Below are 25,785 nucleotides of genomic sequence, written 5' to 3' on the forward strand. Positions count from 1 at the left end.
CGTTATCCTCTCCGTTGATCCGGAGCGTGAGCGCATTTCCCTCGGCATCAAGCAGCTGGAAGAAGATCCGTTCTCCGACTACGTTGCTGTTAACGATAAAGGCACCATCGTGCGCGGCATCGTTAAAGAAGTTGACGCCAAAGGCGCCATCATCACTCTGGCCGACGGCATCGAAGCCACTCTGAAAGCCTCCGAAATCAGCCGTGACCGCGTTGAAGACGCACGTAACGTTCTGAAAGAAGGCGAAGAAGTCGAAGCCAAAATCATCAGCGTTGACCGTAAGAGCCGCGTAATCAGCTTGTCGGTCAAGTCGAAAGACGTTGAAGACGAAAAAGAAGCCATCAAAGAAATGCGCAAGCAGGAAGTTGAAACTGCTGGTCCGACCACCTTGGGTGATCTGCTCCGCGCGCAAATGGAAAAACAGAACTAAGTTCGGTTTATCCAGAGAAAAAGGGCGACTTCGGTCGCCCTTTTTTGTGCCTGAAAATCGCTAAGGTGTTGTTTTATAGGCTGTTCAAATCCGACCAAGCATGCTAAAACCTGTTTATCTAGTGATCTAGCCGCTTGAAAAAGAAGGGAAAACCATGACCAAGTCGGAGTTGATCGAGCGCATCGTTACCCATCAGGGGCAGCTCTCGTCCAAGGATGTCGAGCTGGCGATCAAGACCATGCTTGAGCAAATGTCGCAGGCGCTGTCGACCGGTGACCGTATCGAGATCCGTGGCTTTGGCAGCTTCTCGCTCCACTACCGCGCGCCGCGTGTTGGGCGTAACCCGAAAACCGGTGACTCGGTCAGGCTGGATGGCAAGTTTGTGCCGCATTTCAAGCCGGGTAAGGAGTTGCGGGATCGGGTCAATGAAGATGAGTAACCAAGCTTAAACTGTCCGAGTGCGGCTTGTGTGCTTCTTGAAATCGTCATTTCCCTAGCGCTGCTTTCTCGTCGACTGAGACTGGCTTCGCGTTTTTATCATGGCATAATGCCGTCCTCTGAGCTGTCGGATCAGATGCAGCTTATCTCGTATTGCTATCTGTCGTTTGGTCGTGGACGTACTTTCCCTGAGTTAATGGATTAGCCGATGGACTTCCCCCATATCTTTCATCATGGTGAGGTGTCAGGCGTGGCCGGCTCTTGCCATCTACTGCTTATGGATAACGCCAGTAGTCTGTTGATCGATTGCGGCTTATTCCAGTGGGCAGAAACCTCGGTAGAGGGCAAAGCTTGGGGCGGGGTGGCTCGCCATCGACTTTCCCCTTGATGGCATCAACGAGCTGGAAGATATCATCCATCGGAAAAACACCGCGAATCAGCGCCCTCGTCCCCTCGGGGAAACGACTGCAGGAATGCAGGAGGTAGGGCGAAGCATGATGCCCGAGTCGAGAGTTAGGGGGAGGGTTTGGCGTCCAAAAACAGCCCCAATTCGACTGGTCCAGCCTCCCTATCATCCTCGACTCGCCACTGGTCAGTCGTTTCGGTTTACCGGGGGCTGGACCGCTTCTGGGATATCGAAGCCCTGTCGCGGGTCAAAAGAGGGCGCAGTCCTTTAGCGTTTCGTAATCTGATTACTGATCGATGATCATCGCTCGCGCCAGCCACGGTCAGTCGCCGGACTCAAGCCGCTCAGCCTGCAATCGTGATCGCTGGTAACGGCATGTGTTCCAGTAGCCGTATCGTCAACTGCCTCAAAGCCATGCTCGGGGATGATCGGCTGACGTATTGTTTGTGGGTTATCAGGCTAAAGGCATCGCTGGTCGGCAGATACTGCGGTTTGCACACAAAGGCGGGTATGTGGAAATGGACGAGAAGTGCTATGCCATCCGCGCTCAAGTGCATACCATAGGCGGTTATTCGGTCCATGCAGATCAAAAAGGATTTCTTGGATTTGTTACCAGTATGCGGCCAATGGCCGTCACAAGTGCGGATTGTGTATGTGGTGCTCTAGGCAAGGGGGCAGCGGAGAGGCGCACTCATGCTGCGATATCTTGAAAAAGTGCTTAGTGCGTTGATACCCGAATAATTTTTAATACCGAGGCCGCAGCTCTATGAGCGACATGCAAACTCCAGGCAACAGCCAAACTATTGCCCCACGATACGGCGATGAAATTGATTTGGTAGAGCTTTTTTATGGCCTGTGGGCGCAAAAGTGGCTGATTATTCTGGTCGCCATGTTGTGCGGCATAGGTGCAGCTATATATGCATTTTTTAGTACGCCAGTTTATGAGGCGCGCATTGCTGTGCAGCCGCCTACTCTCAGTGACATTGCCGGTTTCAACCAGGGCCGAATGGGTGATAACACAAGAGGTAATGGCTTAAAACTATTTGTGGTAGATGATGTTTATGCGGTTTTTGCCCGAAATCTCCAGTCTGATAGGTCTCGGCGTAATTTTTTTCGTGAGGTTTATTTGCCGTCTCTGGATGAAGCGCAGAGCTCTGGATCTCGAGATAGTCTTTATAAGGGTTTCAATAATAAGTTTAGTATCAATGTACCTGATAAAAACCAGCCGCAACGGTTTTCAGTTGCTGTCAACTATCATGCGCCACAATTGGCTTCAGCTTGGGCAAAAGAATTTATCGATCAGGTGGCTGAGCGGTCACTGACTGAAATGCTTGAAAACGCGGAGCGCGAACTTGCTGTGCAGGCGCGCAATATTGAGCAGCGAATCAAGTCTGAGCGGGTTGGTGCCAAGACTCGACGAGATGATCGAATTGTTCAATTACAAGAGGCCTTGACGGTTGCAGAGGCAATAGGGTTGGACAATCCTCCTGTAATTACAGGGAGGGTTTCAAATGAAAGTGAGCTTTCCGCATTCATGGACGGCAGTCTAATGTACATGCGTGGAACTAAGGCTCTGCGTGCGGAAATGCAAGTTTTGGTTGAGCGGTCATCCGATGATCCTTTCGTTCCAGAGCTACGTGAGTTAGAAGCTAAATATCAGGTGCTCTCGAGTGTAAGTATTGATCCCGAGAAGGTTGCAGTCTTTCGGCAAGACGGTGATATAGAAGTTCCAGATCAGCCCATTAAACCTAAAAAAGCTCTTGTCCTAGTTTTAGGTGTTTTACTGGGTGGGGTGCTGGGTGTTTTTGCCGCGCTTATTCGCCTGATGCTTATAAAGCGAGCAGTCAAGTTCTGATTTTTTAGTAGGGCTGAAAGTCTCAGGTGGGTGCGGCACGCTTCATAAGTTTCTGAAAATATATTAAGATTATGAATTTAAGTTAGATATACCGGAGTTGTTTAATGTCTCAGCAGAAGCAGTCCAGCATTAATAAATTCAAAAATAAGGAAGCCCTCGTAGGCATCGTCGGGCTCGGCTATGTCGGCCTACCCTTGATGTTGCGCTACAACGCTATTGGTTTTCGTGTGCTGGGCATAGATATCGATGAAAGCAAGGTGAGCAAGCTCAACGCCGGTCAGAGCTATATCGAGCATATCCCCGCTGAGAAAATCTCGGCTGCCTGCCAAAGTGGCTTCGAGGCCACTACCGATTTCCGCCGTATTAGCGAGTGTGATGCTCTGATTCTCTGCGTACCGACACCGCTGAACAAATACCGCGAGCCGGATATGAGCTTCGTGATCGATACCACCAATGCACTAAAGCCGTATCTGCGTGCAGGCCAGATCGTTTCGCTGGAAAGCACCACCTACCCAGGCACCACCGAGGAAGAGTTGCTGCCGCGTGTGCAGGAAGGGGGGTTGGTGGTAGGCGAGTCGATCTTCCTGGTCTATTCACCCGAGCGTGAAGACCCGGGCAACCCAAACTTCGAAACCCGTACAATCCCGAAAGTTATCGGCGGACACACCCCGGCCTGCCTGGAAGTTGGCATTGCTCTGTACGAACAAGCAATTGACCAGGTTGTATCAGTCAGTTCAACCAAAGCTGCAGAAATGACCAAGTTGCTGGAAAATATCCACCGTGCTGTCAACATCGGTTTGGTTAACGAAATGAAGATCGTTGCTGACCGTATGGGTATCGATATTTTTGAAGTGGTTGACGCTGCCGCGACCAAGCCATTCGGGTTCACTGCCTACTACCCTGGCCCCGGTCTGGGTGGCCACTGTATTCCCATCGATCCTTTCTACCTGACTTGGAAAGCCCGCGAATACGGCCTGCACACGCGTTTTATCGAGCTGTCCGGTGAAGTCAACCAAGCTATGCCCGAATACGTGCTGAGCAAGCTGATGGATGGTTTGAACGATAATGGCAAGGCCGTGAAGGGCAGCAAAGTGCTCGTGCTTGGTATTGCCTACAAGAAGAACGTTGACGACATGCGCGAATCGCCTTCTGTACAAATCATGGAGCTGATCGAAGCCAAGGGTGGCATCGTCGCTTACAGTGATCCGCATGTTCCTGTCTTCCCCAAAATGCGTGAGCACCACTTCGAGTTGAGCAGCGAAGACCTGACTGCCGATACCCTTGCCAGCTTTGACGCAGTGATCTTGGCCACTGATCACGATAAGTTCGATTATGAACTGATTAAGCAACACGCCAAACTGATCGTGGATAGCCGTGGCAAATACCGTGCCCCGGCTCTGCATATCATCAAAGCCTGATCACTGACCCTCAATAAAATTGCCAGGCAAGCCCGATTAATAACCTGCCTGGTACTGATGCAATGCAAGGAACACCCATGAAAAACTTCGCCCTGATCGGTGCTGCCGGTTACATTGCTCCCCGACATATGCGCGCTATTAAGGACACCGGCAACGTACTGGTCTCTGCCTACGACATCAACGACTCGGTTGGTATCATCGACAGCATCTCGCCGCAAAGCGAGTTCTTCACCGAGTTCGAACGCTTCCAAGAGCACGCTTATCGCCTGAAGCGTGATCCGGCCACTGCACTCGACTATGTCGCCGTTTGCTCGCCAAACTACCTGCACCATTCGCATATCGTCGCGGGCTTGCGCCTGGGTTGCGATGTCATCTGCGAAAAACCGCTGGTCCCTACCCCGGAAAATCTCGACGAGCTGGCCTTGGTCGAGCTGGAAACCGGCAAGCGCCTCTACAACATCCTGCAACTGCGTCACCACCAGGCCATCCTCAGCCTTAAGGACAAGGTCGCCCGCGAAAACAGCGAACACAAATACGATGTTGAGCTGACCTACATCACCTCGCGCGGCAAGTGGTACATGGAGAGCTGGAAAGGCGACCCGCGCAAATCCTTTGGCGTGGCCACCAATATCGGTGTGCACTTCTACGACATGCTCCACTTCATCTTTGGCAAGCTGCAGCGCAACGTCGTGCACTTCGTTTCAGACTATAAAGCTGCTGGCTATCTGGAGTACGAGAACGCCCGCGTGCGCTGGTTCCTCTCCATCGACGCCAACGACCTGCCAGACTCCGTCAAAGGCAAAAAACCGACCTACCGCTCCATCACAGTTAATAGTGAGGAGATGGAGTTCTCCGAAGGCTTCACTGATCTGCACACCACCAGTTACCAGGAAATTCTCGCGGGCCGAGGTTACGGTATCGAAGACGCCCGTCACTGTGTGGAGACCGTGAACACCATCCGTTCTGCTCCCATTGTCAGCGTGCAGAACGATGACGGCCACCCGTTTCTCAAAACCCTGAACCGCTGAGATCGCCATGTCCCACTACCAGCACTCCAGCGCCATCGTCGATGACGGAGCACAAATAGGTGACGGCTCGCGCGTATGGCATTTCGTTCACGTCTGTGGCGGTGCCCGCATCGGTAAAGGGGTATCCCTTGGTCAAAATGTCTTTGTCGGCAACAAAGTTGTAATCGGTGACAACTGCAAGGTGCAGAACAATGTCTCCGTCTACGACAACGTTACTCTTGAAGAGGGCGTGTTCTGCGGCCCGAGCATGGTATTCACCAATGTCTACAACCCACGTTCACTGGTCGAGCGCAAGGATCAGTACCGCGACACCCTGGTAAAGAAAGGTGCCACCCTCGGCGCCAACTGCACCATTGTCTGCGGTGTGACCATTGGTGAGTACGCTTTCGTCGGTGCAGGTGCGGTAGTCAATAAGGACGTACCTGCTTATGCACTGATGGTGGGTGTACCTGCACGCCAGATTGGCTGGATGAGTGAGTTCGGCGAGCAACTGGCCTTGTCAGTCGCCGGCGAGGGCGAAGTTGCCTGTCAGCACACCGGCGTCCGTTATGTATTGAATGGCACAACCCTGAGCAAAGTGGATGCGCAATAAATGATCGAGTTCATCGACCTGAAAACCCAGCAAGCACGCATCAAGGACAAGATCGATGCCGGTATCCAGCGTGTTCTTGCCCATGGCCAGTATATTCTTGGCCCAGAGGTCACTGAGCTGGAAGAAAGGCTAGCCGCCTTTACCGGAGCCAAATACTGCATCACCTGCGCCAACGGCACTGATGCATTGCAGATTGCGCAAATGGCGTTTGGTATCGGCCCAGGCGATGAAGTCATCACACCGGGATTCACCTACATTGCTACTGCCGAAACAGCGGCCCTGCTTGGTGCTAAGCCGGTGTATGTAGATATTGATCCGCGCACCTATAATCTAGATCCACAGCTGCTGGAAGCCGCCATTACCCCGCGCACCAAGGCGATTATTCCCGTCTCGCTCTATGGGCAATGTGCCGATTTCGATGTGATCAACGCTATTGCCGTTAAACACGGCATTCCAGTAATTGAAGATGCGGCACAGAGTTTTGGTGCTACTTACAAGGGCAAGCGCTCTTGCAACTTGAGTACCATTGCATGCACCAGTTTCTTCCCCAGCAAGCCATTAGGATGCTATGGCGATGGGGGGGCGATTTTCACTAATGACGACGAACTGGCAAAAGTTCTACGTCAGATCGCTCGGCATGGCCAGGATCGCCGTTACCACCATATTCGGGTTGGCGTTAACAGCCGCCTAGACACCCTTCAGGCAGCAATTTTGCTCCCTAAGCTTGAAATTTTCCCGAGCGAATTGGAACAGAGACAAGAACTGGCCCACAACTATTCCAACCTGTTCGAAGAGGCTGGCATCTGCGCGCCTTTCGTTGAGACTCATAATCGCAGCGCCTGGGCTCAGTACACCTTACAAGTGAAAAATCGTGATGTTCTGCAAGCTGAGCTAAAAACGCAGGGAATCCCCGCTGCCGTGCATTATCCAATCCCCCTCAACAAGCAGCCCGCTGTAGTCGATAGCAGTGCTTACTTGCCCGTAGGTGATGCCGTTGCTGAAAAAGTGATAAGTCTGCCGTTTCATCCATATATGAGGAAAGACGACATAGAAAAAGTAGTCCGGGCAGTCATGTCCTAAGGACGAACATTTATGAACTATCGCCCCGATATCCAGGGCCTACGCGCTATTGCTGTGCTGGCCGTCATACTTTTTCACTTCAATCCCGCTTGGCTGCCCGGCGGATTTGTTGGCGTTGACGTGTTTTTGGTTGTATCCGGCTATCTTATTGTCAGCATCCTGTTGGAAAAGAAAGCCCAGCCCCACTACCAGCTCAGCAAGACATTACGCTACTTCTATGTAAGCCGCTTTAAACGTATCGCCCCAGCATATTTCGTCATGCTAGTTCTGGTTTCGCTATCGGCAGCGGTTTTTTTTCTACCACCGGATCTGTCTATCTATAAGGAAGGTTTAAATAAGGCTGTTTGGTTTAACAGCAATAATTATTTTGCAGATTTTGGTGACTATTTTTCCTCTGCTACCCATGAGCAGCCTCTTCTGCACACGTGGTCACTTGCTGTGGAAATCCAGTTTTACCTACTGGCCCCTTTGATAGTCTTACTGCTGCCGACCAAATCACTAAAATTTTTGTTTGTCGCATTGTTGGTAACTTTGACTGCCATAGCAGAATATCGTCTGCGCGTGCTGGGCATACAGCAGGCTACCTACTACAGCCTGTATGCCCGCCTGCCAGAATTCTTTGCTGGCGGCCTGGTCGCTCTGTTCATCCGCACATCAGCGGGGGGAAGTCCTTGGCTAAGCGCTCTTGGGCTGGCCCTGGTATTGGCTTCGGCTGCGACCCAACCCTTACTCGGCCCATTCCCTGGGTTGGTTGCCATGCTGCCCGTAGCTGGCGCGGTACTTATTTTGCTAAACCCGGCACAAGGGTTTACAGGGCAACTGTTGTCCAACAAGCCCATGGTGTGGTTGGGTAAATTGTCGTATTCCCTCTACCTGTGGCACTGGCCGGTATTGGCCTTGCTGCGTTATTACACAGGTTCGCAGGTGCTCGATATACCGTTTAGCCTGTTATTCATCACAATGACTCTGCTTCTGGCCATCTCCTCATTCTATTGGGTGGAAACCCCGCTGCGCGCTCATCGCACGCGTATCCGGCAGGCGCTGGTCTACAGTTTGTTGGCGGGTACCGTTCTTGTAACCAGCCCAATTATCGGGGAAATCAGCCAAACGCTATCGCCACCGCAACTGCCCGTTGAGTATCGGCGTTACGCTGACCCAACCACCATTTGTCATGGCCAGATCGTGGGCGACTGCTTAAAAGGCGACCTGAGCAGCAATAAAGAAGTGCTGGTACTCGGTGATTCGCATGCAGCCATGCTCAATCTTTTTTTTGACCAGCTGGGTCAGGAGCTCGGCTTTAAAGCACGGATAATAACTGCAAGTAGTTGCGTGACCATTCCCGGGTTCGACTATCAACGCCTTGCTGAGTGGGCGCAAAAACCCTGCCTGGAACAGATTGAACAAGCGAAGAAACATCTGGCTAACGCCCATGTGGTATTTCTTGCCGCCAGTTGGAATTGGCAATTGGCTTCTGAGGATTTCAACAGTGCTTTACATGCCTTTCTTTCGGCTCAAAGCCTTGCAGGCGCAGAGCTCTACATCTTAGAGCAAGAGCCCCTGCTGAGTAAAAACCCGCTACGCGCAATACGTTTCAAGGCTCTCGGGCTGGAGCCGAAAATAGACATTGATCCAGCATACCTGCAAGCCAATGCAGCTTTGCAACACATTGTGGGAGGTTACTCAGGGGTCAGCAGCCTAAATTTTGAAGTGTCAGGGTTCTTTGCTGACGTGCCATTCATAGATGGCATACCGATTTATTTCGATGAGCACCATCTGAATGAAGTAGGTACCAAGCGTTACGCCGCCGTGGCGTACAGCGCATTCAAAGACATTATGGATTGAAGCCGAATGCGCAGGTTACTCCCTAAAAGCAGTTACGCCCGAAACGTACTTACATTAATGACGGGTACCAGTCTGGCGCAGGCCATACCGATTGCCATCAGTCCGATTTTGACGCGCTTATACAGCCCCGAGGAGTTTGGCCGTTTTGCGCTTTATATGGCAGTGGCGATGATCGCAGGCGTGCTGGTTAGCGGGCGCTATGAGTTGGCGATTCTCCTGCCGCGACATGATCGTGATGCGTTGCACATCGCTGCTTTGGCCGTCGCCCTGAGTATTGTGATCAGTACGATGTTGCTGGGTTTCGTGATCTTTTATGCCGATTCTATTGCCAGCCTGCTAGGTGACGCGACGTTGGCACCCTGGCTTTACTGGGTGCCTGCATCAACCCTGTTGTTGGGGGTTTATCAGAGCCTTAATTACTGGAGTAATCGCAAGGCCCAGTACAAACGTCTCGCCATCAGCCGTACAGTCCAGAGCGGTAGTGCCGCGCTAGGGCAGCTGGGATGCGGCTATGCGGGCACTGGTGCCGTGGGTTTGGTTGCCGGGCAAGTATCAGGACAAGTACTGGCAACTGGCGTGCTGGCTCGTTTAATCTGGCATGAAGATCGTGCGCTTATTCGCGCCTTGAGGCCCTTGCGCAGCTTTGCATTGGCTAAAAAATACATCAATTTCCCCAAATATCTGATTGTCGCCCATGGGTTTAATACAGCCTCCGGTCAAATGCCGGTATTGCTGCTCAGCGCGTTATTTGCTACGTCGGCTGCAGGTTTTTTTACCCTAACTCAACGGGTAATGGCTGCCCCTATGTCTCTGGTTGCAAATGCCTTGGGTGATGTTTTTCGTCAAGAAGCCAGTCAAGCATATATATGTAAAGGCAACTGTAAGGAGATTTACAAAAATACATTTAAACGGCTGCTTTATATCTCAATACTTCCGTTTGCAATTTTTTTCATTGTTGCACCTGATTTATTTGCCTGGGTGTTCGGCGAGCAGTGGCGGGTGGCGGGCGAATATGCACAAATTTTAACCCCTATGGCGTTCTTTCAGTTTATTACTAGCCCTTTAAGCGCCATGTTTATGATTGCGGAGAAACAAAGTTTTGATTTGTATTGGCAGGTGTTTCTTTTTGTTTCTGTGGTCGTATCATTTTTGATTGGTAAAGCTGCTGGAGATTCGACGTGTGCTTTAATGTTTTTTTCTTTGGCTTATTGCGTGGCTTACATCATTAATGGATGTATGACTTACCATTTTGCAAAAAATCCAGCTAGATGATGAAGGCACATATGAGGATTCTATTAATAACGCAAGGTGTTTCAAGGGTGGTTGAGCCTTTGGTAAACTCTGGTCATGATGTTGTTGGGATTCTTGAGTCTATGCCGCGGGGGTATGATGGTTCTGTAAAAAATCCCAAGATAATTTTTCTCCTCAAAAAGCTATACAGCTTGGTCAAGGGGCAGGATATTTTTCTTTCGGATTACTGCAAGAGAAAAAAGATTGAATATGGTTATATTTGGAAGGGTAATGCCAAGGATTCTTCGCTTTGGATAGAGTCGCTGAGGCCGGATTTAATAGTGGTTTTTAGTATGTCTCAGCTGTTGAAGGAAGATATTTTAAATATTCCACGCTTTGGTGTTATTAATCTTCATCCGTCCTATCTTCCGAGTTACAGAGGGGCGAATCCAGATTTTTGGCAATATTACGACATGGAAATGAACCCCGGGGCCACAGTGCATTATGTGGATGCAGGGGAAGATACCGGGGACATTATTTTTCAGGACCGTGTACATATTCCACTTGGGACCAAGTCCCCGATACGTCTAGATAAGCTGATTGGAGAAATTGGAGTTTCCTTGATGTTGAAGGCGGTTGATGCTATTGCGCAAGGAAATGCTCCTAGAACACCCCAGCCTATGCAAAGCCCAACAAATCGTTCGCGTAACCTATTGCTAAATGAGCACGCTCAGATCATTGATTGGCAAGGTTGGTCAATTGAACGTGTGTGGCATGTATTACGAGGTACCGAATCGTGGCTAAATGCAGTTCCTCCACCTGAGGGGCTATTCGCAGGGCAGCGTTGGTCCGTTCTAGGTTGTGAGAAAACAGATACGGCACAAGGTGAGATCGGTACAATTGGTAAGCATAAAAATAAAAAGTGCATTTTTGCTCGTGATGGAGTCGTTTATATTGAAATTAATTTTAATATAAAAAATTTCATTCTTAAATTTTTTAAATAATCTATTTATGGGATTCAGTTTGTCTACTCATCACGATAAATACCGCGCTCTTTGCCGCAGTGAATCCTCAATTCCGCTCTTTAGCCAAGCTTGGTGGTTGGATGCGGTGGCGGGGGAGAACGGCTGGGATGTGGCTCTGGTAGAAAAAGGTGATGTCATCGTCGCTGCTATGCCCTATGTTGTGCAGCATCGGTATGGTTTTAGGGTGATTGGGCAGGCCAATTTGACGCAAACCCTTGGGCCTTGGCTGCGTGATGCTGGCGGTAAGTCCACAACTAAACTGTCGCAGCAAAAAGAGTGGTTGCAAGCATTGATTACTCAGCTGCCCACTTTTGCCCACTTTAACCAAAGCTGGCATTGGAGAATGAGCAATTGGCTGCCGTTCTATTGGGCTGGGTTTACGCAAACTACTCGCTACACCTATATTCTGAGCGACTTGGCCGATGAGCAGTGTTTATGGAAGGGCTTCCAGGAAAATATCCGTGGGGATATCAAAAAGGCCATTAACCGTTTCAATTTGCGGGTGCGAGATGATTTGCCGCTAGAAGATTTTATGGCACTAAATCGAATGACCTTTGCCCGTCAAGGAATAGCGGTACCATATACAGAAGAGTTCGTTTACAACCTTGATCAGGCGTGTGCTGACAATTATGCACGCAAGATTTTCATTGCTGAAGACGAGCAAGGCCGCCATCACGCAGGTGTTTATATCGTATGGGATCAAAACAGCGCCTATTATCTCATGGGGGGCGGTGATCCAGAACTGCGCAACAGTGGTGCAACCAGCCTATGCATGTGGGAGGCGATCAAGTTTGCCGCTACTGTGACACAGAGCTTTGATTTTGAGGGGTCGATGATGGAGCCGGTCGAAAAGTTTTTTCGTGCATTTGGTGCACAGCAAACCCCGTACTTCAACGTCAGTAAAACCCCATCGCGCATTCTCAAAACAGCCTTTTTTCTGCGTAGCCTAAAGGGTGAGCAATGATGGTGCGTAAGGTTTGGCATACCCCTGCGGCGATCAGTTGGTTGCAGGCTTTGCTCGCTGAGCGTTTCGGCCAGGCTTTTGATTTGCAACTGTTACCTGGTGAGACGCGCATTGTGCTCCGTTTGCCTGGCGATACACGCTTTATCACCCTGGCTCTGGATGGCGCTACCTTTAGTCGTGCCGATTCCGACCTGCCTTGCGCTCAATGGAATGCAGGGGCAGAAGGCTGGCAGGTTGCATTGCCCGGCAATCTGCCCGCCCCCGGTGTTGCGCAACTCCCCGCGCCATTGATTATAGCCACTGATAGCGGTTGGCATATCGGCTACGACATACTGGGCTTGACCTATTGGATGCTTACGCGCCAGGAAGAAGTTGGACGTACAGACTTGGACGGCCACGGGCGTTTTCCTGCTGCAGCTTCCCATGCTTACAAAAATGGCTACTTGCACCGTCCGATTGTCGATGAGTGGCTTTTGATTGTCGCCCAGGCCATCAAGTTAGCGTGGCCTGCACTAGGGCTCAAGAGTACCGAGTATTCACTGCAGCTGACTCATGATGTCGATTCACCCGCGCGATATGGCTTTTCCAACGCTAAACGCTTTATCAGGAGCGTTGCTGGTGACCTTATAGTCCGGAAGAGTTTGCGTGCTGCGTTGAGAGCTCCATCTCTGTTCTTTGGAGGGCGCAACCAGCTGCATCCTAGTGATCCACTTAATACGTTTGACTGGATTATGGATCGTTCAGAAGAGTATGGTTTGAAAAGTGCTTTCTACTTTATCTGTGGTCGTACCGACCCTTTACGAGATGCGCTATACGATGTTGACGACCCCGCGATCCGAAAATTAATCCGGCGCATACATAATCGCGGTCATGAAATCGGCTTACATCCGAGTTTTGGTACTTTCCTCCAGCCTGACGCAATTGCTATTGAAGCGGCGGCCCTCAAAAGAGTTTGTGCGGAAGAGGGGGTTTTTCAGTCATCGTGGGGAGGGCGCATGCATTTTTTACGATGGAAGCATCCTGAGACCATGCGTGCCTGGGACGATGCAGGGATGCATTACGATAGTACGCTTGGATATCCTGAAACACCTGGCTTCCGATGCGGTACCTGTATCGAGTACCAAGCCTTCGATCCGGTTGCCAACGTCCCACTTCGTCTTCGAATCAGGCCATTGGTTGCGATGGACGTGAGTGTGATCGCCGATCAATACCTTGGGCTGGGTACATCAGATAAAGCATGTGATGAGTTTTATCGGGTAGCTGAGGCCTGTAGGAGTGTAGGTGGAACATTTGCACTGTTATGGCATAACTGCCAGTTGGAAACGTCGGTTGATAGGGCGTTATTTTTGAAGGTATTGGATTCAGCCACAAGAACAGGTTATTGACGTCATGCAAGCTACTTGTATTGTTGTCCCGACTCTAATAAGAGAAAGTAGGATTTTGTCAGTTGGGGTTTTTTGTTTTGTTGTTTTGACGACGATTTCTGGTTTGGTGACTACATATGAAGCGCGTGAAGTCATTTACTTATTTAGGATGATGGCCGCGGGCTTTGTTTTAATTGCTACTCTTTTTGTTTTTTTTAAACTTCATATTCCTAAAATCGTTGCTGTTGCTTTGTTGTGTTATTTTTTGGGATTTATATACGCAACTTTTGTGGCGGCGATTTCAGGTGGTTTGGAGGTTTCTGGCCAATACATGTTGCTTGACTTTGTTGTGCCGCTATGTGGAATTGTCTTGTTTGGTGCGCGATTTAATGAGTCGGCTCAAGTTTTTTCGGATAATTTTTTAAATTTATTTTTAGTCTATGCTGTTGTGGCGTTTTTACTAACTGTAATATTTGGTGGCGTTTCCATTCAATTTCCTCCTAGATTTATCTTTGAAGTGGGCTCTGATGAAATAGGACGAGAGGAAAATTATAGTCTAGGTATAACCAGTTTTTATGTTTTGGCTTCAATTGCTGCATCAGTCGGTATTGTTCGTTCAGGTATTAGTTTTCGAAGTGTGATTTATTTATTTCTTCTGCTGCTATTTTTGTTTTTGTCTGTGCTTGGAGGGGGGCGTGGGGAAATCATGGCAGGTATTCTTGTTATTTCTTTTCTTCTACTGAGGGATCGTAGAGTTCGTTTAATTTCAATTGGTGCATTGGTTTTTTGTGCGGCAATTGCTTTTGTTTTTGATTGGGATTTGTTGTTTGAAGGTTTTGTTGTACTGCAAAGATTCCAGCTTATTTTTGAAGGGGATATGAGTGCTAGAGATTTATTGCTTATGAATGCTTTTGAGTTGTTGTTAGATAAATCTTTATGCCTTTTTTTAGGCTGTGGGCCCGGGTTTTTCCAAAAGTATTATGGTTATGGGTTTGGGCTTTATCCGCACAACTCAATTGCAGAGGCTGTTTTGATATTTGGTCTTCCTCTTTTTTTGTTTGCGATGTTTTTTGCAGTGTATGGTTTTTTTAGATATTTTAAGATGGTTCGAGAAGGAGATTTTTTTATGGTATTTTTCATTTATAATTTTTTCGTTAGTCTCAAGAGTGGATATTTTCTAGGGTCGTGGAATTTGGTTGCTGGAGTGTTTTTATTTATTGGGATTGGTTTTCTTAGGTTCTCATATTCTAGTTCTTCGAATCATCACTTGGCTGAAAGTTAAGATGTGCTTTGGATTTGTTTGCAGGGGTGTTTAAGTTTATGCGTTCTATCTCGTATGTTTTCTCAAGAGTTATTCGAAAGCTTCGTGGAAGTTCTATTGCGCTCAGCTGTATTCATGGGGATTCGAAAGTCGAGTCGGGAAGTACCGTTGTAAATTCGACTTTATCTAGGCACTCATTCTGCGGCTATGACTGCTCGATACTGAATTGCGACATCGGTGCATTTTGCTCTATTGCGAGCCGGGTTTCGATCGGCGGTGTAAGACATCCTACAGAGTTTGTTTCAACTAGCCCCGTGTTTTTGTCTCACAAGGATAGTGTTAAGGCGAAATTTGCTACTCATGATTATCTACCGATCATCCGCACAGTTGTCGGGAATGACGTATGGATCGGTGAGGGTGCTTTTATCAAAGCTGGTGTTAAAGTTGGCGATGGTGCCGTTATTGGAATGGGGGCTGTTGTTACAAAGGATGTTGCGCCCTACTCAATTGTCGCGGGAAATCCAGCTCGACTAATTCGCATGCGGTTCGATAATGATATTGTCGAGGCTCTTCTTAAAATGCAGTGGTGGAGCTTGCCGGATTCTGAGTTGCATCGGTTAGGCGCCGGTTTTAATGATCCCCATGCGCTCTTGCGTTCAGAAGGGCTTCTATGAAAATCGTCCATCTTTGTGTCTCGTGTTTTTATATCGATGGTTTTTCCTATCAGGAAAATGAGCTGGTAGCTCAAAATATTTTGGATGGGCATGACGTCATAGTTATTGCTTCCACCGAAACATACGGTGAAGATCGAAATATTTCGTATATGGAACCTGGGGAATATGTCGGGAGTGATGGGGCAAAAGTTTTCCGTTTACCCTATCGGAAACTCCTGCCACATACTGTGATGAAAAAACTTAGGATGCACCCTGGGGTATATCAGCTACTTAAAAGGGAGGCTCCGGACGTAATACTTTTTCATGGTCTCTGTGGTTGGGAGTTGCTTACAGTCGCGAATTATAAGCGTTCACATCCTGCCGTTAAGCTTTACGTTGACAGTCATGAGGACTTTAATAACAGTGCGCGTACTTTTGTGTCGAAGTATTTTTTGCATTTAGGGTTCTATCGTTCAATTGTCAAACGGTGTCTCTCTCGCATCGATAAAATTCTGTGTATTTCGGTGGATACAATTAATTTTGTTCGCGATTTTTATGATGTGCAACAAGCTGCGATTGAGTTTTTCCCGCTAGGGGGGAAGACTTACACAGACGATGAATTCTCTAGCGTGCGGTTGAAAACTAGGGAGAGTTATTCTATTCGTTCAGATGAGGTTGTTTTTATTCAGTCTGGAAAAATTGATCGCACAAAGAAGTTGTTGGAGTCTTTGGCGGCATTTACTGTTCTGGAAGATTCAAGTTTTCGCTTCTTTATTGTCGGGCATTTGCATGACGAAATTGCAGGTGAAGTGCAGACTTTTATAAATAGAGATTCTCGCATTAAGTTTTTGGGCTGGAAGTCGCCCGGCGAATTACGTGATTTGCTCTGTGCTGCAGATATTTATGTGCAGCCGGGCAGTCAATCGGCCACTATGCAAATGAGCCTGTGTTGTCGTTGTGCGGTCATACTTGACGATGTCCCTAGCCATAAACCTTTTTTGAACGATAATGGGTGGCTTGTCGGTAAGGATCTTGCCCTTGAAAATGCATTTAATCTTGCAGCAAAAAATAGCGATGGTTTGCCTTTGATGGCTCAGAATTCGGCTGCAGTAGCCGCGCGCTTACTTGATTACAAGGCGCTTGCCGCTAGGCTTTATAAATAGTCTTTAATTAAATATTTCTTAAGTAGATATATAAATATGAGTAAGAATATTCAGCTACCTTATCAGGTTTGTAGAACGTGTATTATGGACACAAGTGATCCTAATATTTCCTTCGGCGCTGATGGGGATTGTGATTATTGCAATAACTTTAAGCTCGAAATTCAGCCGAATTGGCATACTGATACGCAGGGTGCTGCCGAACTGGCTGTTTGGGCTGAGAAAGTCAAGGCTGAAGGAAAAGGTAAAGACTTTGACTGTATTATCGGCTTGAGTGGCGGCCTTGATAGCTCTTACGCTGCGTATGTTGCCAAGGAAAAAATGGGCTTGCGTCCGCTGCTTTTTCATGTGGATGCAGGGTGGAATACTGATCAGGCGGTCGGGAATATTGAAAAGCTGGTTGACGGCTTGGGCCTCGATCTTTATACCGATGTGATTAATTGGCAGGAAATGAAGGATCTTCAGCTGGCCTTCCTTCGGTCGCAAATTGCGGATCAGGACTTGCCGCAGGACGGTGCTTTCTTTTCTTCTCTCTATAAGTTTGCCCGTAAACATCGGATAAAGTATGTCATTACTGGGGCTAATTTTTCTACGGAGTGTTGCCGGGAGCCAGAGGAGTGGGGTGGGTATCCTGGAATCGACAAAACGCTTTTTAAAGATATTCATCGTAAATTCGGCACGCGCGAGCTAAAGACTTTTCCGTTGGTAGATATTTTCGTCTACAAAGTGCTTTACCAGAAATTACTGGGTATGACTGTCGTCAAACCGCTTAATCTGGTTCCCTACATCAAGAAGGATGCTGAAGCCGAGCTTGAGCGCCTTTTCGGGTGGCAAAAATTTCAGCACAAGCACCATGAGTCTCGCTTTACACGTTTCTACGAAGACTATTGGATGCCTCGCAAATTTGGCTTCCATAAGCGTCGTGCGCATTTTTCCAGTCTTATCATGACCGGCCAGATGACTCGCGATGAAGCGTTGAAGCGCCTCTCTAAGCCTGAGATGGATGAGCATTTTCTTAAACAGGAATTTGAGTATGTGGCCAATAAGCTTGACCTGACTGTTGCCGAGCTGCAGGACATCTTTGAAGGTGAAAATAAGACTTATCGGGACTACAAGAACAAACGTTGGTTTATTGGTGTTGGGGCAAGCGTAATGCGCAGGCTTGGCCTTGAGAGAAGGTTGTTTCGATGATTCATATTGTCGATTATGGGCTTGGCAATATTCAGGCCTTTGTGACGATGTACAAACGCTTGGGCATAGAAACCGTGCTCGCTAAAACAGAGAGTGATTTGTGTAATGTACGCAAACTCATTCTTCCGGGTGTTGGCGCTTTTGATCATGCCATGGAGCTGCTTGATGCTTCCGGAATGCGTCAACCGTTGGAGCAGCTGGTTCGGCAGGATAAGGTTCCTGTTTTAGGTATTTGCGTTGGCATGCAGATTCTCGCTTGCTCTAGCGAGGAGGGGCACGGTGCAGGGCTTGGCTGGGTTGATGGGCGTGTACGCAGTTTTGCGGGCAATGCAGCCTCTGCTGCATTGCCGATGCCCCATATGGGCTGGAATGATGTAGAGCCGGCAGCTGGTTCACCCTTGTTCAAAGGCCTTGAAGAGGATGCGCGTTTCTATTTCCTGCACTCCTACTACTTTGAATGCGCAGTCCCTACCAATAGTGCGGCAAGGGCCGAATACGGTTTTAACTTTGATTGCGCGGTACAAAACGACAACGTATATGGCGTGCAGTTTCACCCGGAAAAGAGCCATCACTGGGGGGGCGCGCTTTTAAAGAATTTCGCGGAGCTTTGATATGTTGCGGCCGAGAATTATCCCTTGCTTGCTGGTTCATCAGGGCGGTCTGGTCAAGACTGTCGAGTTCAAGCATCCAAAGTACGTCGGTGATCCAATCAATGCCGTCAAGATTTTCAACGAGAAAGAGGCGGATGAGTTGGTTGTGTTGGATATCGACGCAACTGTCAAAGGGGCTGAGCCCGACTACCGCATGATCGCTAATCTAGCCGCTGAGTGTCGTATGCCGCTCTGTTATGGTGGCGGTGTGCGGAGCCCACAGCAAGCGAAGAGGATCATTGGTCTCGGTGTTGAGAAGGTCGCAATGAGCGCGGCGGCTGTAGAGGATGTTAGCCTTGTTTCACGAACCGCCGACGCTGTTGGCCGGCAGAGTGTGGCGGTGGTGTTAGATGTACGTAAGAGAACCGGGTTGTTTTCCAAAGGTTATGAGGTCTTCACCCGCAACGGTAAGCAGGTTCATAAGGGTGACCCGATTGAAATTGCTCTGAGAATGCAGGAAGCCGGAGCCGGTGAAATTGTGATCAATTCGATTGATCGGGACGGCCAGATGAAGGGGTATGACCTCGCGTTGGCTGCAAGAATGAGGCAGGAGTTGCGTGTTCCTCTCACGCTTTTGGGGGGGGCTGGTTCGCACCAAGATATAGAGGCGCTGGTGGCTGAGTGTGGTGTCGTCGGTGCTTCGGCTGGCAGCCTGTTTGTGTTCAAGGGGCCTTATCGCGCGGTACTGATTAATTATCCCAACCCTGAGCAGAAAGATGGGATTTGTCGCGCTGGCTTGGCTACACACTTTTCTTAATAAGCGAAATCATATGTTCAAGAACAAGACTCTTTTGATCAGCGGCGGTACCGGCTCCTTCGGTAATGCTGTTCTAAAAAACTTTCTCGACACTGATATCGCTGAGATCCGTATTTTCAGTCGTGATGAGAAAAAACAGGACGACATGCGCAAGCGCTATGCCAGCCCTAAACTCAAGTTCTATATTGGCGATGTTCGTGATTACCAGAGCATTCTGAATGCAACTCGCGGTGTGGATTACATCTTTCATGCGGCAGCTCTGAAGCAGGTACCGTCCTGCGAATTTCACCCGATGGAAGCGGTTAAGACCAACGTGTTGGGTACTGAAAATCTACTGGAAGCCGCGATCCAGAATGGTGTCAAGCGCGTTGTTTGTCTGAGTACGGATAAGGCTGTTTACCCGATCAACGCCATGGGGATTTCCAAGGCAATGATGGAAAAGGTCATGGTCGCCAAGTCCCGTAATCTGGAAGGTACCGGCACGGTGATCTGCGGTACTCGCTACGGTAACGTCATGGCCTCGCGCGGCTCGGTTATTCCGCTGTTTATTGAGCAGATACGTGCGGGTACGCCGCTGACCCTTACCGATCCGAACATGACGCGCTTTATGATGACCTTGGCGGATGCCGTGGATCTGGTGTTGTATGCCTTTGAGCATGGCAACAATGGCGATATGTTCGTGCAGAAGGCTCCGGCCGCTACAGTGGAGGTCTTGGCCAAGGCGCTGACTGCATTGGTTGGTAAGCCGGAACATCCGATTCAAGTGATCGGTACCCGTCATGGCGAGAAACTCTACGAGGCATTGCTCAGTCGCGAGGAAATGGCCTGTGCCGAGGATCGAGGTGAGTACTTCCGTGTGCCGCCAGACCTAAGAGACCTTAATTACTCAAAATTCGTGGAGCAGGGCGAGGAAAAAATTTCCCGTACCGAGGATTACAACTCGCATAACACTGAACGCTTGGATGTTGAGGGTATGCAGCGCTTGCTCCTTAAGTTGGACTTTATGCGCGCTATTCAGCGTGGCGAACACGCTGCTGCCGAGGAATAAGCGATGAAAGTGCTAATCACGGGGGCTGATGGTTTTGTCGGCAAAAACTTGCAGGCTCACCTTGGCGAGCGCAGCGACGTTGAGGTGCTGCGCTTCACTCGCGATGACTCAATGGCTGTGTTGCCGGCCTTGGTGGCACAGGCAGATTTCGTTTTCCACTTGGCGGGGGTCAATCGTCCCGAAGACCCTGATGAGTTCAAGCGCGGCAATACAGATCTGACTCATGCGCTCTGCAATGCGATTGTATCCAGTGCTCGCCAGACTCCGTTGCTGTACACCTCTTCCATCCAGGCGGAGCTGAACAACGCCTACGGGATCAGTAAGCGTGGGGCTGAAGAAGCCATGCAAGTGCTGGCTGCCCAGCATGGCTCGCCGGTCTATCTCTTTCGTTTGCCGAATGTATTTGGCAAGTGGGCGCGCCCAAACTACAACTCAGCTGTTGCGACTTTTTGCCACAATATTGCGCGTGATTTACCGATACAGATCAATGACCCTGAAGCCTGCATCAGCCTTGTCTACATTGACGATGTAATTGAGAGTTTCATTGCAGTAATGGAGGGTAGGCGAGTTGGTCAATCCTTCGTTAGTGTCACACCGGAGTACAGCATTACTGTCAGCGAACTGGCTAAGCAACTTCACACCTTCCGCGATAGCCGTGCGTCGATGATCACCGAGCCTGTTGGTACTGGATTGGTTAGGGCATTATATTCCACCTACCTCAGTTACCTGCCACCCGAGCGCTTCACCTATGAAGTGCCGAAGTATGGCGATCAGCGTGGCGTGTTCGTGGAAATGCTCAAGACCAAAGATTCGGGGCAGTTCTCCTACTTTACCGCTCATCCTGGTATCACCCGTGGCGGACATTATCACCACTCCAAGACCGAAAAATTTCTGGTCATCAAAGGCAAGGCCTGTTTTCGTTTTCGCCACATCGTATCGGGCGATTTTTATGAGTTGTTCACTGATGGTGAACAACCGGAAATCGTCGAGACAGTGCCCGGCTGGACCCATGACATCACCAATGTCGGCGATGAGGAAATGATTGTGATGCTCTGGGCTAACGAGATTTTTGACCGTGAGCATCCGGATACCTTCACTCGTCCTGTCGGCACCGAAGCTTAAGCCGCTTCGAACAAGGATTTGCAATGAAAAAGCTAAAAGTTGTCACCGTGGTAGGCACTCGCCCAGAAATTATTCGTTTGTCGCGGGTTGTGGCAAAATTGGACGAGCACTGTGAGCATGTGCTGGTGCATACCGGCCAGAATTACGACTATGAACTGAATCAGATTTTTTTTGATGATCTGGGTATTCGTAAACCGGATCACTTTCTTCACGCCGCTGGTGCATCAGGTGCCGAGACTATCGGTAATGTAATCATTGCCGTCGATCGTGTGCTGGCTGAAGTACAACCCGAAGCTTTGCTGGTGTTGGGCGATACCAATAGCTGCATGGCGGTGATTCCAGCCAAGCGTCGCAAGATCCCGACTTTTCATATGGAAGCTGGCAACCGCTGCTTCGATATGCGCGTGCCAGAAGAAATCAACCGCCGGATCGTCGATCACACCGCGGATATTAATCTGACTTACAGCACTATCGCGCGTGATTACCTGCTGCGTGAGGGCCTGCCGCCAGATATGGTTATCAAGACCGGTAGCCCGATGTTCGAAGTGCTTAACCACTACCGTGACGGCATCGAAGCTTCGGACGTACTAGAGCGCCTGGGTCTAGAAGCAGGCAAGTTTTTTGTGGTCAGCGCCCACCGCGAAGAAAATATCGACTCCGACCAGAACTTCCTCAAGCTGGTCGCGGTGCTCAATACCGTGGCTGAGCATTACGGCTATCCGGTGATCATCTCAACCCACCCGCGTACCCAGAAGCGCGTGGACGCCATGGGCGTACAGTTTCATGCAAACGTGCGCCTGCTCAAACCGCTGGGGTTCAAGGACTACAACAAGCTGCAGCTCACCGCCAAGGCGGTGCTGTCGGACAGTGGCACCATCAATGAAGAGTCCTCGATCCTCAACTTTCCGGCATTGAATATCCGTGAGGCCCACGAGCGCCCGGAAGGTATGGAAGAAGCAGCGGTGATGATGGTTGGCTTGGAGGTTGAGCGCGTTATGCAGGCGCTACATATTCTGGAGAGCCAGGTTTCTGGTGAAGAACGCAGCCTGCGTCTTGTTGGCGACTACAGCATGCCTAACGTAGCCGACAAGGTAGTACGCATCGTGCACAGTTATCGTGATTATGTGATGCGTACTGTCTGGAAGAGGTACTGAGTCGGGTGGCTATTCGTGTTCTCTTGCTAACTCAGTGGTTCGAACCTGAGCCGACCTTTAAAGGTATGGACTTTGCGCGTGAGTTAATTAGGCAGGGTTTCGAGGTTGAGGTAGTGACCGGGTTTCCCAATTACCCGGGCGGTAAGATCTACCCTGGCTACACCCTCAAGTGGCTGCAACGCGAGCTTATTGATGGGGTTCAGGTGACGCGTGTACCGCTTTATCCAAGTCATGATCAGGGCGCAGTGGGACGAGTGCTCAATTATGTGAGTTTCGCAGCTAGCTCACTGTTTTACGGTTTGTTCGCCGCCAAGCGTCCAGATGTTATCTATGCCTACCATCCGCCCCTTACCGTGGGCATCACGGCCGTACTGATTCGTCTGTTTCGTCGCGTGCCAGTCGTCTACGATATTCAGGACATGTGGCCGGATACCTTGCGTGCAACTGGAATGTTCTCCAACGAGAAAGCCTTGAACGTTGTATCCCGAGTATGCGATTGGGTCTATCGGCGGGCCGATCAATTGGTGGTTCTGTCTCCAGGCTTCAAGCGCCTGCTGATCGAACGAGGCGTACCGGCTGACAAGATCGAGGTGATTTACAACTGGTGCGCCGAAGATTCACTGACGGTTCCGCAGGGTGTTGTTCCTGCGGCATTTTTCGGCCAGGACAAGTTTCGTATTCTGTTTGCCGGAAATATGGGCAAGGCACAGGCGCTGGATGCAGTGCTTCGCGCTGCCGAGTTGCTGCAGCAGCAAGCCCAGAACTTGACCTTCGTGTTCCTTGGAGGTGGTGTAGAAGTGAAGCGTCTGCAAAAACTTGCAGCGGACGAGTCCATTTTAAATGTAACTTTCCTTCCTCCCGTGCCGATGACTGAGGTTGGTAACTACCTCAACGCTGCTGATGCCCTGTTGGTGCACCTGAAAAAAGATCCTCTGTTCACCATCACCATTCCGTCCAAGACCCAGGCCTACATGGCAGTTGGCAAACCGATCCTGATGGCGGTAGATGGTGACGCAGCAAATCTAGTCCGGGACAGTGGCTGTGGCCAAATTGCGGAGTCAGAAAATCCTCAGGCAATTGCAGATGCCGCGCTGTCCCTGATGCAAGCTAGCTCAGACGAGCGCAATGCAATGGCAATAAACAGCCGTCGCTTTTATCAGGAAAAGCTTGCCTTGAACGTGGGTGCTGGCCGCTTTGGTCAGATATTCAAAAAATTGGCTAGAGCAAAGAAAGTCTGATGTTTAAACGTCTGTTCGACATAATAGCTTCGGCCTTTGGCCTGATGTTGCTCTCACCTGTTATCGCGGTTGTCGCCTGGAAGATCAGCCACAAACTTGGCTCTCCTGTACTGTTTCGTCAGGTACGCCCGGGCCTGAATGGCAAACCATTCGAAATGATCAAGTTCCGCACCATGCTTGATGCAGTGGATGCTGCAGGTAACCCACTGCCCGATTCTGAACGCATGACACCGTTTGGCAGTTTCCTGCGTTCCAGTAGCCTTGATGAACTACCCGAATTGTGGAATGTGCTCAAAGGCGATATGAGCCTTGTCGGCCCGCGCCCACTGCTGATGGAGTATTTGCCTCTTTACAGCCCTGAACAGTATCGGCGCCATGAGTCACGCCCCGGAGTGACCGGCTGGGCTCAGATCAATGGCCGTAATGCGCTGAACTGGGACGAGAAGTTTAAGCTGGATATCTGGTATGTGGACAATCGTACATTCTTGCTGGATCTTAAAATCATCCTATTGACCATCAAGAAAGTAATCGTGCGCGACGGGATCAGTGCAGATGGGGAGGCAACCATGGCCAAATTCACGGGGCGTAAGCCTTGAAAAGACTGGCTATTCTGGGGGCTAGCGGTCACGGCCAGGTGGTGGCAGATACCGCCGAGTGTTGTGGTTGGCAGACCGTCGAGTTTTTTGATGATGCTTGGCCGGGGTTGCAAAAAAATAGTGTTTGGCAAGTTGTGGGCGATACGGCAGCTTTGATGAACCGATTAGCCGAGTTTGAGGGCGTTGTGGTGGCTATCGGTAATAACCGTATCCGGCATGCCAAGTTAATCGAATTGCGGGCGGCAGGGGCTTCCCTTGTGACACTTCTTCACCCTGCAGCCATTGTCAGTCGTTACGCCGCTATTGGGCAGGGGACGGTGGTATTCGCTGGGACTGTGGTAAATGCCGAGGCAAGCATAGGTCTGGGTGCCATTCTCAATACTGGCTGCAGTATCGATCATGATTGCGTGTTAGGAGATGCCGTGCATATAAGCCCCGGCGCACGGCTAGCTGGTGGTGTGTATGTGGGCGACTTGAGTTGGATCGGTATCGGTGCCTGCGTTCGTCAATTGGTCCGCATCGGTGAGCGCGTAATGGTTGGCGCCGGTTCGGCGGTTGTCAGTGATATTCCGAATGATGTAACCGTGGCTGGTGTGCCGGCCAAAAGGATGAGGTAACCAGAGGTTTTATGCTCAACACCCCGTTTTCCCCTTGGCCCTCGTTCTCTGAGGAAGAGGCCAATGCCGTTCGCGATGTAATTCTCTCCAACAAGGTCAACTACTGGACCGGGCAAGAGTGCCGTGAGTTCGAGAAGGAGTTTGCGGTATGGGCCGGTAGCGAGCATGCCATCGCCTTGGCCAATGGTACTGTTGCATTGGATCTGGCGCTGCAAGCATTGGGTATAGGCGCAGGTGATGAGGTGGTTGTTACGCCGCGCACCTTCCTTGCTTCGGTGTCGAGTATCGTCAATGCCGGTGCAATACCGATTTTTGCAGATGTTGATTGTGAGTCGCAGAACATCACCGCTGAAACCATTCGCGCTGTGCTTACTCCGCGTACTCGGGCGATCATTTGCGTGCATCTGGCCGGCTGGCCTTGCGATATGGATCCGATCATGTCACTGGCCGTCGAACATGATCTAAAAGTGATCGAAGATTGCGCCCAAGCGCATGGGGCGCACTACAAAGGCCGCCCGGTTGGCTCGATTGGCCATGTTGCTGCTTGGTCGTTCTGCCAAGACAAGATCATGACCACCGGCGGTGAGGGTGGCATGGTCACCACTAATGATCGCGCATTGTGGTCGCGCATGTGGTCGATCAAAGATCACGGCAAGTCTTGGGAGG

The 25,785-nt window shown here is 49.9% G+C and carries 26 protein-coding genes; all 26 read left to right on the plus strand.

Annotated features, from left to right (window positions below; all coding sequences use genetic code 11):
* Positions 1-430: S1 RNA-binding domain-containing protein (locus tag Q8O69_RS14685; protein ID WP_305593034.1), on the plus strand; the 430-nt coding region annotated here is incomplete at its 5' end.
* A gap of 154 nt (positions 431-584) precedes the next feature.
* A complete protein-coding gene (gene ihfB / locus Q8O69_RS14690; RefSeq protein ID WP_090387490.1) occupies positions 585-869 on the plus strand; it encodes an integration host factor subunit beta in 285 nt (94 codons plus the stop codon).
* A gap of 923 nt (positions 870-1,792) precedes the next feature.
* Complete coding sequence (locus Q8O69_RS22245) at positions 1,793-1,984, plus strand: MBL fold metallo-hydrolase RNA specificity domain-containing protein (RefSeq protein WP_371136150.1); 192 nt, start codon at positions 1,793-1,795, stop codon at positions 1,982-1,984.
* Between the two features lie 56 nt (positions 1,985-2,040).
* Entirely contained in the window at positions 2,041-3,129 is a 1,089-nt protein-coding gene (locus Q8O69_RS14695) for an LPS O-antigen chain length determinant protein WzzB (RefSeq protein WP_305593035.1), read from the plus strand.
* Between the two features lie 104 nt (positions 3,130-3,233).
* Positions 3,234-4,547 (plus strand): UDP-N-acetyl-D-glucosamine 6-dehydrogenase, encoded by a 1,314-nt coding sequence (wbpA, locus tag Q8O69_RS14700; protein WP_305593036.1) that lies wholly within the window; start codon positions 3,234-3,236, stop codon positions 4,545-4,547.
* Between the two features lie 77 nt (positions 4,548-4,624).
* The gene (wbpB, locus tag Q8O69_RS14705; RefSeq protein ID WP_305593037.1) at positions 4,625-5,575 is read left to right on the plus strand and encodes a UDP-N-acetyl-2-amino-2-deoxy-D-glucuronate oxidase; all 951 of its coding nucleotides are present in this window, start codon (positions 4,625-4,627) and stop codon (positions 5,573-5,575) included.
* A gap of 7 nt (positions 5,576-5,582) precedes the next feature.
* Positions 5,583-6,167, plus strand: coding sequence for a UDP-2-acetamido-3-amino-2,3-dideoxy-D-glucuronate N-acetyltransferase (wbpD, locus tag Q8O69_RS14710; protein ID WP_305593038.1), 585 nt, complete (start codon positions 5,583-5,585; stop codon positions 6,165-6,167).
* Entirely contained in the window at positions 6,168-7,247 is a 1,080-nt protein-coding gene (locus Q8O69_RS14715) for a DegT/DnrJ/EryC1/StrS aminotransferase family protein (RefSeq protein WP_305593039.1), read from the plus strand.
* Between the two features lie 12 nt (positions 7,248-7,259).
* Positions 7,260-9,089, plus strand: a complete 1,830-nt coding sequence (locus Q8O69_RS14720; protein ID WP_305593040.1) for an acyltransferase family protein — start codon at positions 7,260-7,262, stop codon at positions 9,087-9,089.
* A gap of 6 nt (positions 9,090-9,095) precedes the next feature.
* Positions 9,096-10,361 carry a lipopolysaccharide biosynthesis protein gene (locus tag Q8O69_RS14725; RefSeq protein ID WP_305593041.1) on the plus strand — a complete coding sequence of 422 codons (1,266 nt, stop codon included), beginning with the start codon at positions 9,096-9,098 and terminating at the stop codon, positions 10,359-10,361.
* An 11-nt stretch (positions 10,362-10,372) separates the two neighbouring features.
* Complete coding sequence (locus tag Q8O69_RS14730) at positions 10,373-11,323, plus strand: methionyl-tRNA formyltransferase (protein WP_305593042.1); 951 nt, start codon at positions 10,373-10,375, stop codon at positions 11,321-11,323.
* A 7-nt stretch (positions 11,324-11,330) separates the two neighbouring features.
* A complete protein-coding gene (locus tag Q8O69_RS14735; protein WP_305593043.1) occupies positions 11,331-12,308 on the plus strand; it encodes a GNAT family N-acetyltransferase in 978 nt (325 codons plus the stop codon).
* Positions 12,308-13,693, plus strand: coding sequence for a polysaccharide deacetylase family protein (locus Q8O69_RS14740; RefSeq protein WP_305593044.1), 1,386 nt, complete (start codon positions 12,308-12,310; stop codon positions 13,691-13,693). Before Q8O69_RS14735 ends, Q8O69_RS14740 begins: the two co-directional genes overlap by 1 nt.
* Positions 13,694-13,697: 4 nt before the next feature.
* Positions 13,698-14,954, plus strand: a complete 1,257-nt coding sequence (locus Q8O69_RS14745) for a hypothetical protein (protein WP_305593045.1) — start codon at positions 13,698-13,700, stop codon at positions 14,952-14,954.
* Between the two features lie 38 nt (positions 14,955-14,992).
* On the plus strand, positions 14,993-15,607 hold the full coding sequence (locus Q8O69_RS14750) for a CatB-related O-acetyltransferase (RefSeq protein WP_305593046.1): 615 nt from the start codon (positions 14,993-14,995) through the stop codon (positions 15,605-15,607).
* Positions 15,604-16,749 carry a glycosyltransferase family 4 protein gene (locus Q8O69_RS14755; RefSeq protein ID WP_305593047.1) on the plus strand — a complete coding sequence of 382 codons (1,146 nt, stop codon included), beginning with the start codon at positions 15,604-15,606 and terminating at the stop codon, positions 16,747-16,749. Before Q8O69_RS14750 ends, Q8O69_RS14755 begins: the two co-directional genes overlap by 4 nt.
* 36 nt (positions 16,750-16,785) lie before the next feature.
* Entirely contained in the window at positions 16,786-17,937 is a 1,152-nt protein-coding gene (locus Q8O69_RS14760; protein WP_305593048.1) for an N-acetyl sugar amidotransferase, read from the plus strand.
* Positions 17,934-18,548 (plus strand): imidazole glycerol phosphate synthase subunit HisH, encoded by a 615-nt coding sequence (gene hisH / locus Q8O69_RS14765; RefSeq protein ID WP_305593049.1) that lies wholly within the window; start codon positions 17,934-17,936, stop codon positions 18,546-18,548. Before Q8O69_RS14760 ends, hisH begins: the two co-directional genes overlap by 4 nt.
* A gap of 1 nt (position 18,549) precedes the next feature.
* A complete protein-coding gene (locus Q8O69_RS14770) occupies positions 18,550-19,344 on the plus strand; it encodes an AglZ/HisF2 family acetamidino modification protein (protein WP_305593050.1) in 795 nt (264 codons plus the stop codon).
* 13 nt (positions 19,345-19,357) lie between these two features.
* Positions 19,358-20,392: a polysaccharide biosynthesis protein gene (locus Q8O69_RS14775; protein WP_305593051.1), complete on the plus strand. Its 1,035-nt coding sequence runs from the start codon at positions 19,358-19,360 to the stop codon at positions 20,390-20,392.
* Between the two features lie 3 nt (positions 20,393-20,395).
* A complete protein-coding gene (locus Q8O69_RS14780; protein ID WP_305593052.1) occupies positions 20,396-21,514 on the plus strand; it encodes a capsular polysaccharide biosynthesis protein CapF in 1,119 nt (372 codons plus the stop codon).
* 23 nt (positions 21,515-21,537) lie between these two features.
* Positions 21,538-22,668, plus strand: a complete 1,131-nt coding sequence (gene wecB / locus Q8O69_RS14785) for a non-hydrolyzing UDP-N-acetylglucosamine 2-epimerase (protein ID WP_305593053.1) — start codon at positions 21,538-21,540, stop codon at positions 22,666-22,668.
* Between the two features lie 5 nt (positions 22,669-22,673).
* Entirely contained in the window at positions 22,674-23,906 is a 1,233-nt protein-coding gene (locus Q8O69_RS14790) for a glycosyltransferase family 4 protein (protein WP_305593054.1), read from the plus strand.
* A complete protein-coding gene (locus Q8O69_RS14795; protein ID WP_305593055.1) occupies positions 23,906-24,502 on the plus strand; it encodes a sugar transferase in 597 nt (198 codons plus the stop codon). Before Q8O69_RS14790 ends, Q8O69_RS14795 begins: the two co-directional genes overlap by 1 nt.
* Entirely contained in the window at positions 24,499-25,119 is a 621-nt protein-coding gene (locus Q8O69_RS14800) for an acetyltransferase (protein ID WP_305593056.1), read from the plus strand. Before Q8O69_RS14795 ends, Q8O69_RS14800 begins: the two co-directional genes overlap by 4 nt.
* Positions 25,120-25,130: 11 nt before the next feature.
* Positions 25,131-25,785, plus strand: a 655-nt coding sequence (locus tag Q8O69_RS14805) for a DegT/DnrJ/EryC1/StrS aminotransferase family protein (protein ID WP_305593057.1), incomplete at its 3' end; no start/stop codon positions are given.

Origin of the sequence: Pseudomonas sp., assembly GCF_030690725.1 — a bacterium.
Taxonomy (GTDB): domain Bacteria; phylum Pseudomonadota; class Gammaproteobacteria; order Pseudomonadales; family Pseudomonadaceae; genus Aquipseudomonas.

Coding starts and splice junctions, on each gene's coding strand:
- ihfB (WP_090387490.1), top strand. CDS start 585: ATGACCAAGTCGGAGTTGATCGAGCGCATCGTTACCCATCAGGGGCAG.
- Q8O69_RS22245 (WP_371136150.1), top strand. CDS start 1,793: ATGGACGAGAAGTGCTATGCCATCCGCGCTCAAGTGCATACCATAGGC.
- Q8O69_RS14695 (WP_305593035.1), top strand. CDS start 2,041: ATGAGCGACATGCAAACTCCAGGCAACAGCCAAACTATTGCCCCACGA.
- wbpA (WP_305593036.1), top strand. CDS start 3,234: ATGTCTCAGCAGAAGCAGTCCAGCATTAATAAATTCAAAAATAAGGAA.
- wbpB (WP_305593037.1), top strand. CDS start 4,625: ATGAAAAACTTCGCCCTGATCGGTGCTGCCGGTTACATTGCTCCCCGA.
- wbpD (WP_305593038.1), top strand. CDS start 5,583: ATGTCCCACTACCAGCACTCCAGCGCCATCGTCGATGACGGAGCACAA.
- Q8O69_RS14715 (WP_305593039.1), top strand. CDS start 6,168: ATGATCGAGTTCATCGACCTGAAAACCCAGCAAGCACGCATCAAGGAC.
- Q8O69_RS14720 (WP_305593040.1), top strand. CDS start 7,260: ATGAACTATCGCCCCGATATCCAGGGCCTACGCGCTATTGCTGTGCTG.
- Q8O69_RS14725 (WP_305593041.1), top strand. CDS start 9,096: ATGCGCAGGTTACTCCCTAAAAGCAGTTACGCCCGAAACGTACTTACA.
- Q8O69_RS14730 (WP_305593042.1), top strand. CDS start 10,373: ATGAGGATTCTATTAATAACGCAAGGTGTTTCAAGGGTGGTTGAGCCT.
- Q8O69_RS14735 (WP_305593043.1), top strand. CDS start 11,331: ATGGGATTCAGTTTGTCTACTCATCACGATAAATACCGCGCTCTTTGC.
- Q8O69_RS14740 (WP_305593044.1), top strand. CDS start 12,308: ATGGTGCGTAAGGTTTGGCATACCCCTGCGGCGATCAGTTGGTTGCAG.
- Q8O69_RS14745 (WP_305593045.1), top strand. CDS start 13,698: ATGCAAGCTACTTGTATTGTTGTCCCGACTCTAATAAGAGAAAGTAGG.
- Q8O69_RS14750 (WP_305593046.1), top strand. CDS start 14,993: ATGCGTTCTATCTCGTATGTTTTCTCAAGAGTTATTCGAAAGCTTCGT.
- Q8O69_RS14755 (WP_305593047.1), top strand. CDS start 15,604: ATGAAAATCGTCCATCTTTGTGTCTCGTGTTTTTATATCGATGGTTTT.
- Q8O69_RS14760 (WP_305593048.1), top strand. CDS start 16,786: ATGAGTAAGAATATTCAGCTACCTTATCAGGTTTGTAGAACGTGTATT.
- hisH (WP_305593049.1), top strand. CDS start 17,934: ATGATTCATATTGTCGATTATGGGCTTGGCAATATTCAGGCCTTTGTG.
- Q8O69_RS14770 (WP_305593050.1), top strand. CDS start 18,550: ATGTTGCGGCCGAGAATTATCCCTTGCTTGCTGGTTCATCAGGGCGGT.
- Q8O69_RS14775 (WP_305593051.1), top strand. CDS start 19,358: ATGTTCAAGAACAAGACTCTTTTGATCAGCGGCGGTACCGGCTCCTTC.
- Q8O69_RS14780 (WP_305593052.1), top strand. CDS start 20,396: ATGAAAGTGCTAATCACGGGGGCTGATGGTTTTGTCGGCAAAAACTTG.
- wecB (WP_305593053.1), top strand. CDS start 21,538: ATGAAAAAGCTAAAAGTTGTCACCGTGGTAGGCACTCGCCCAGAAATT.
- Q8O69_RS14795 (WP_305593055.1), top strand. CDS start 23,906: ATGTTTAAACGTCTGTTCGACATAATAGCTTCGGCCTTTGGCCTGATG.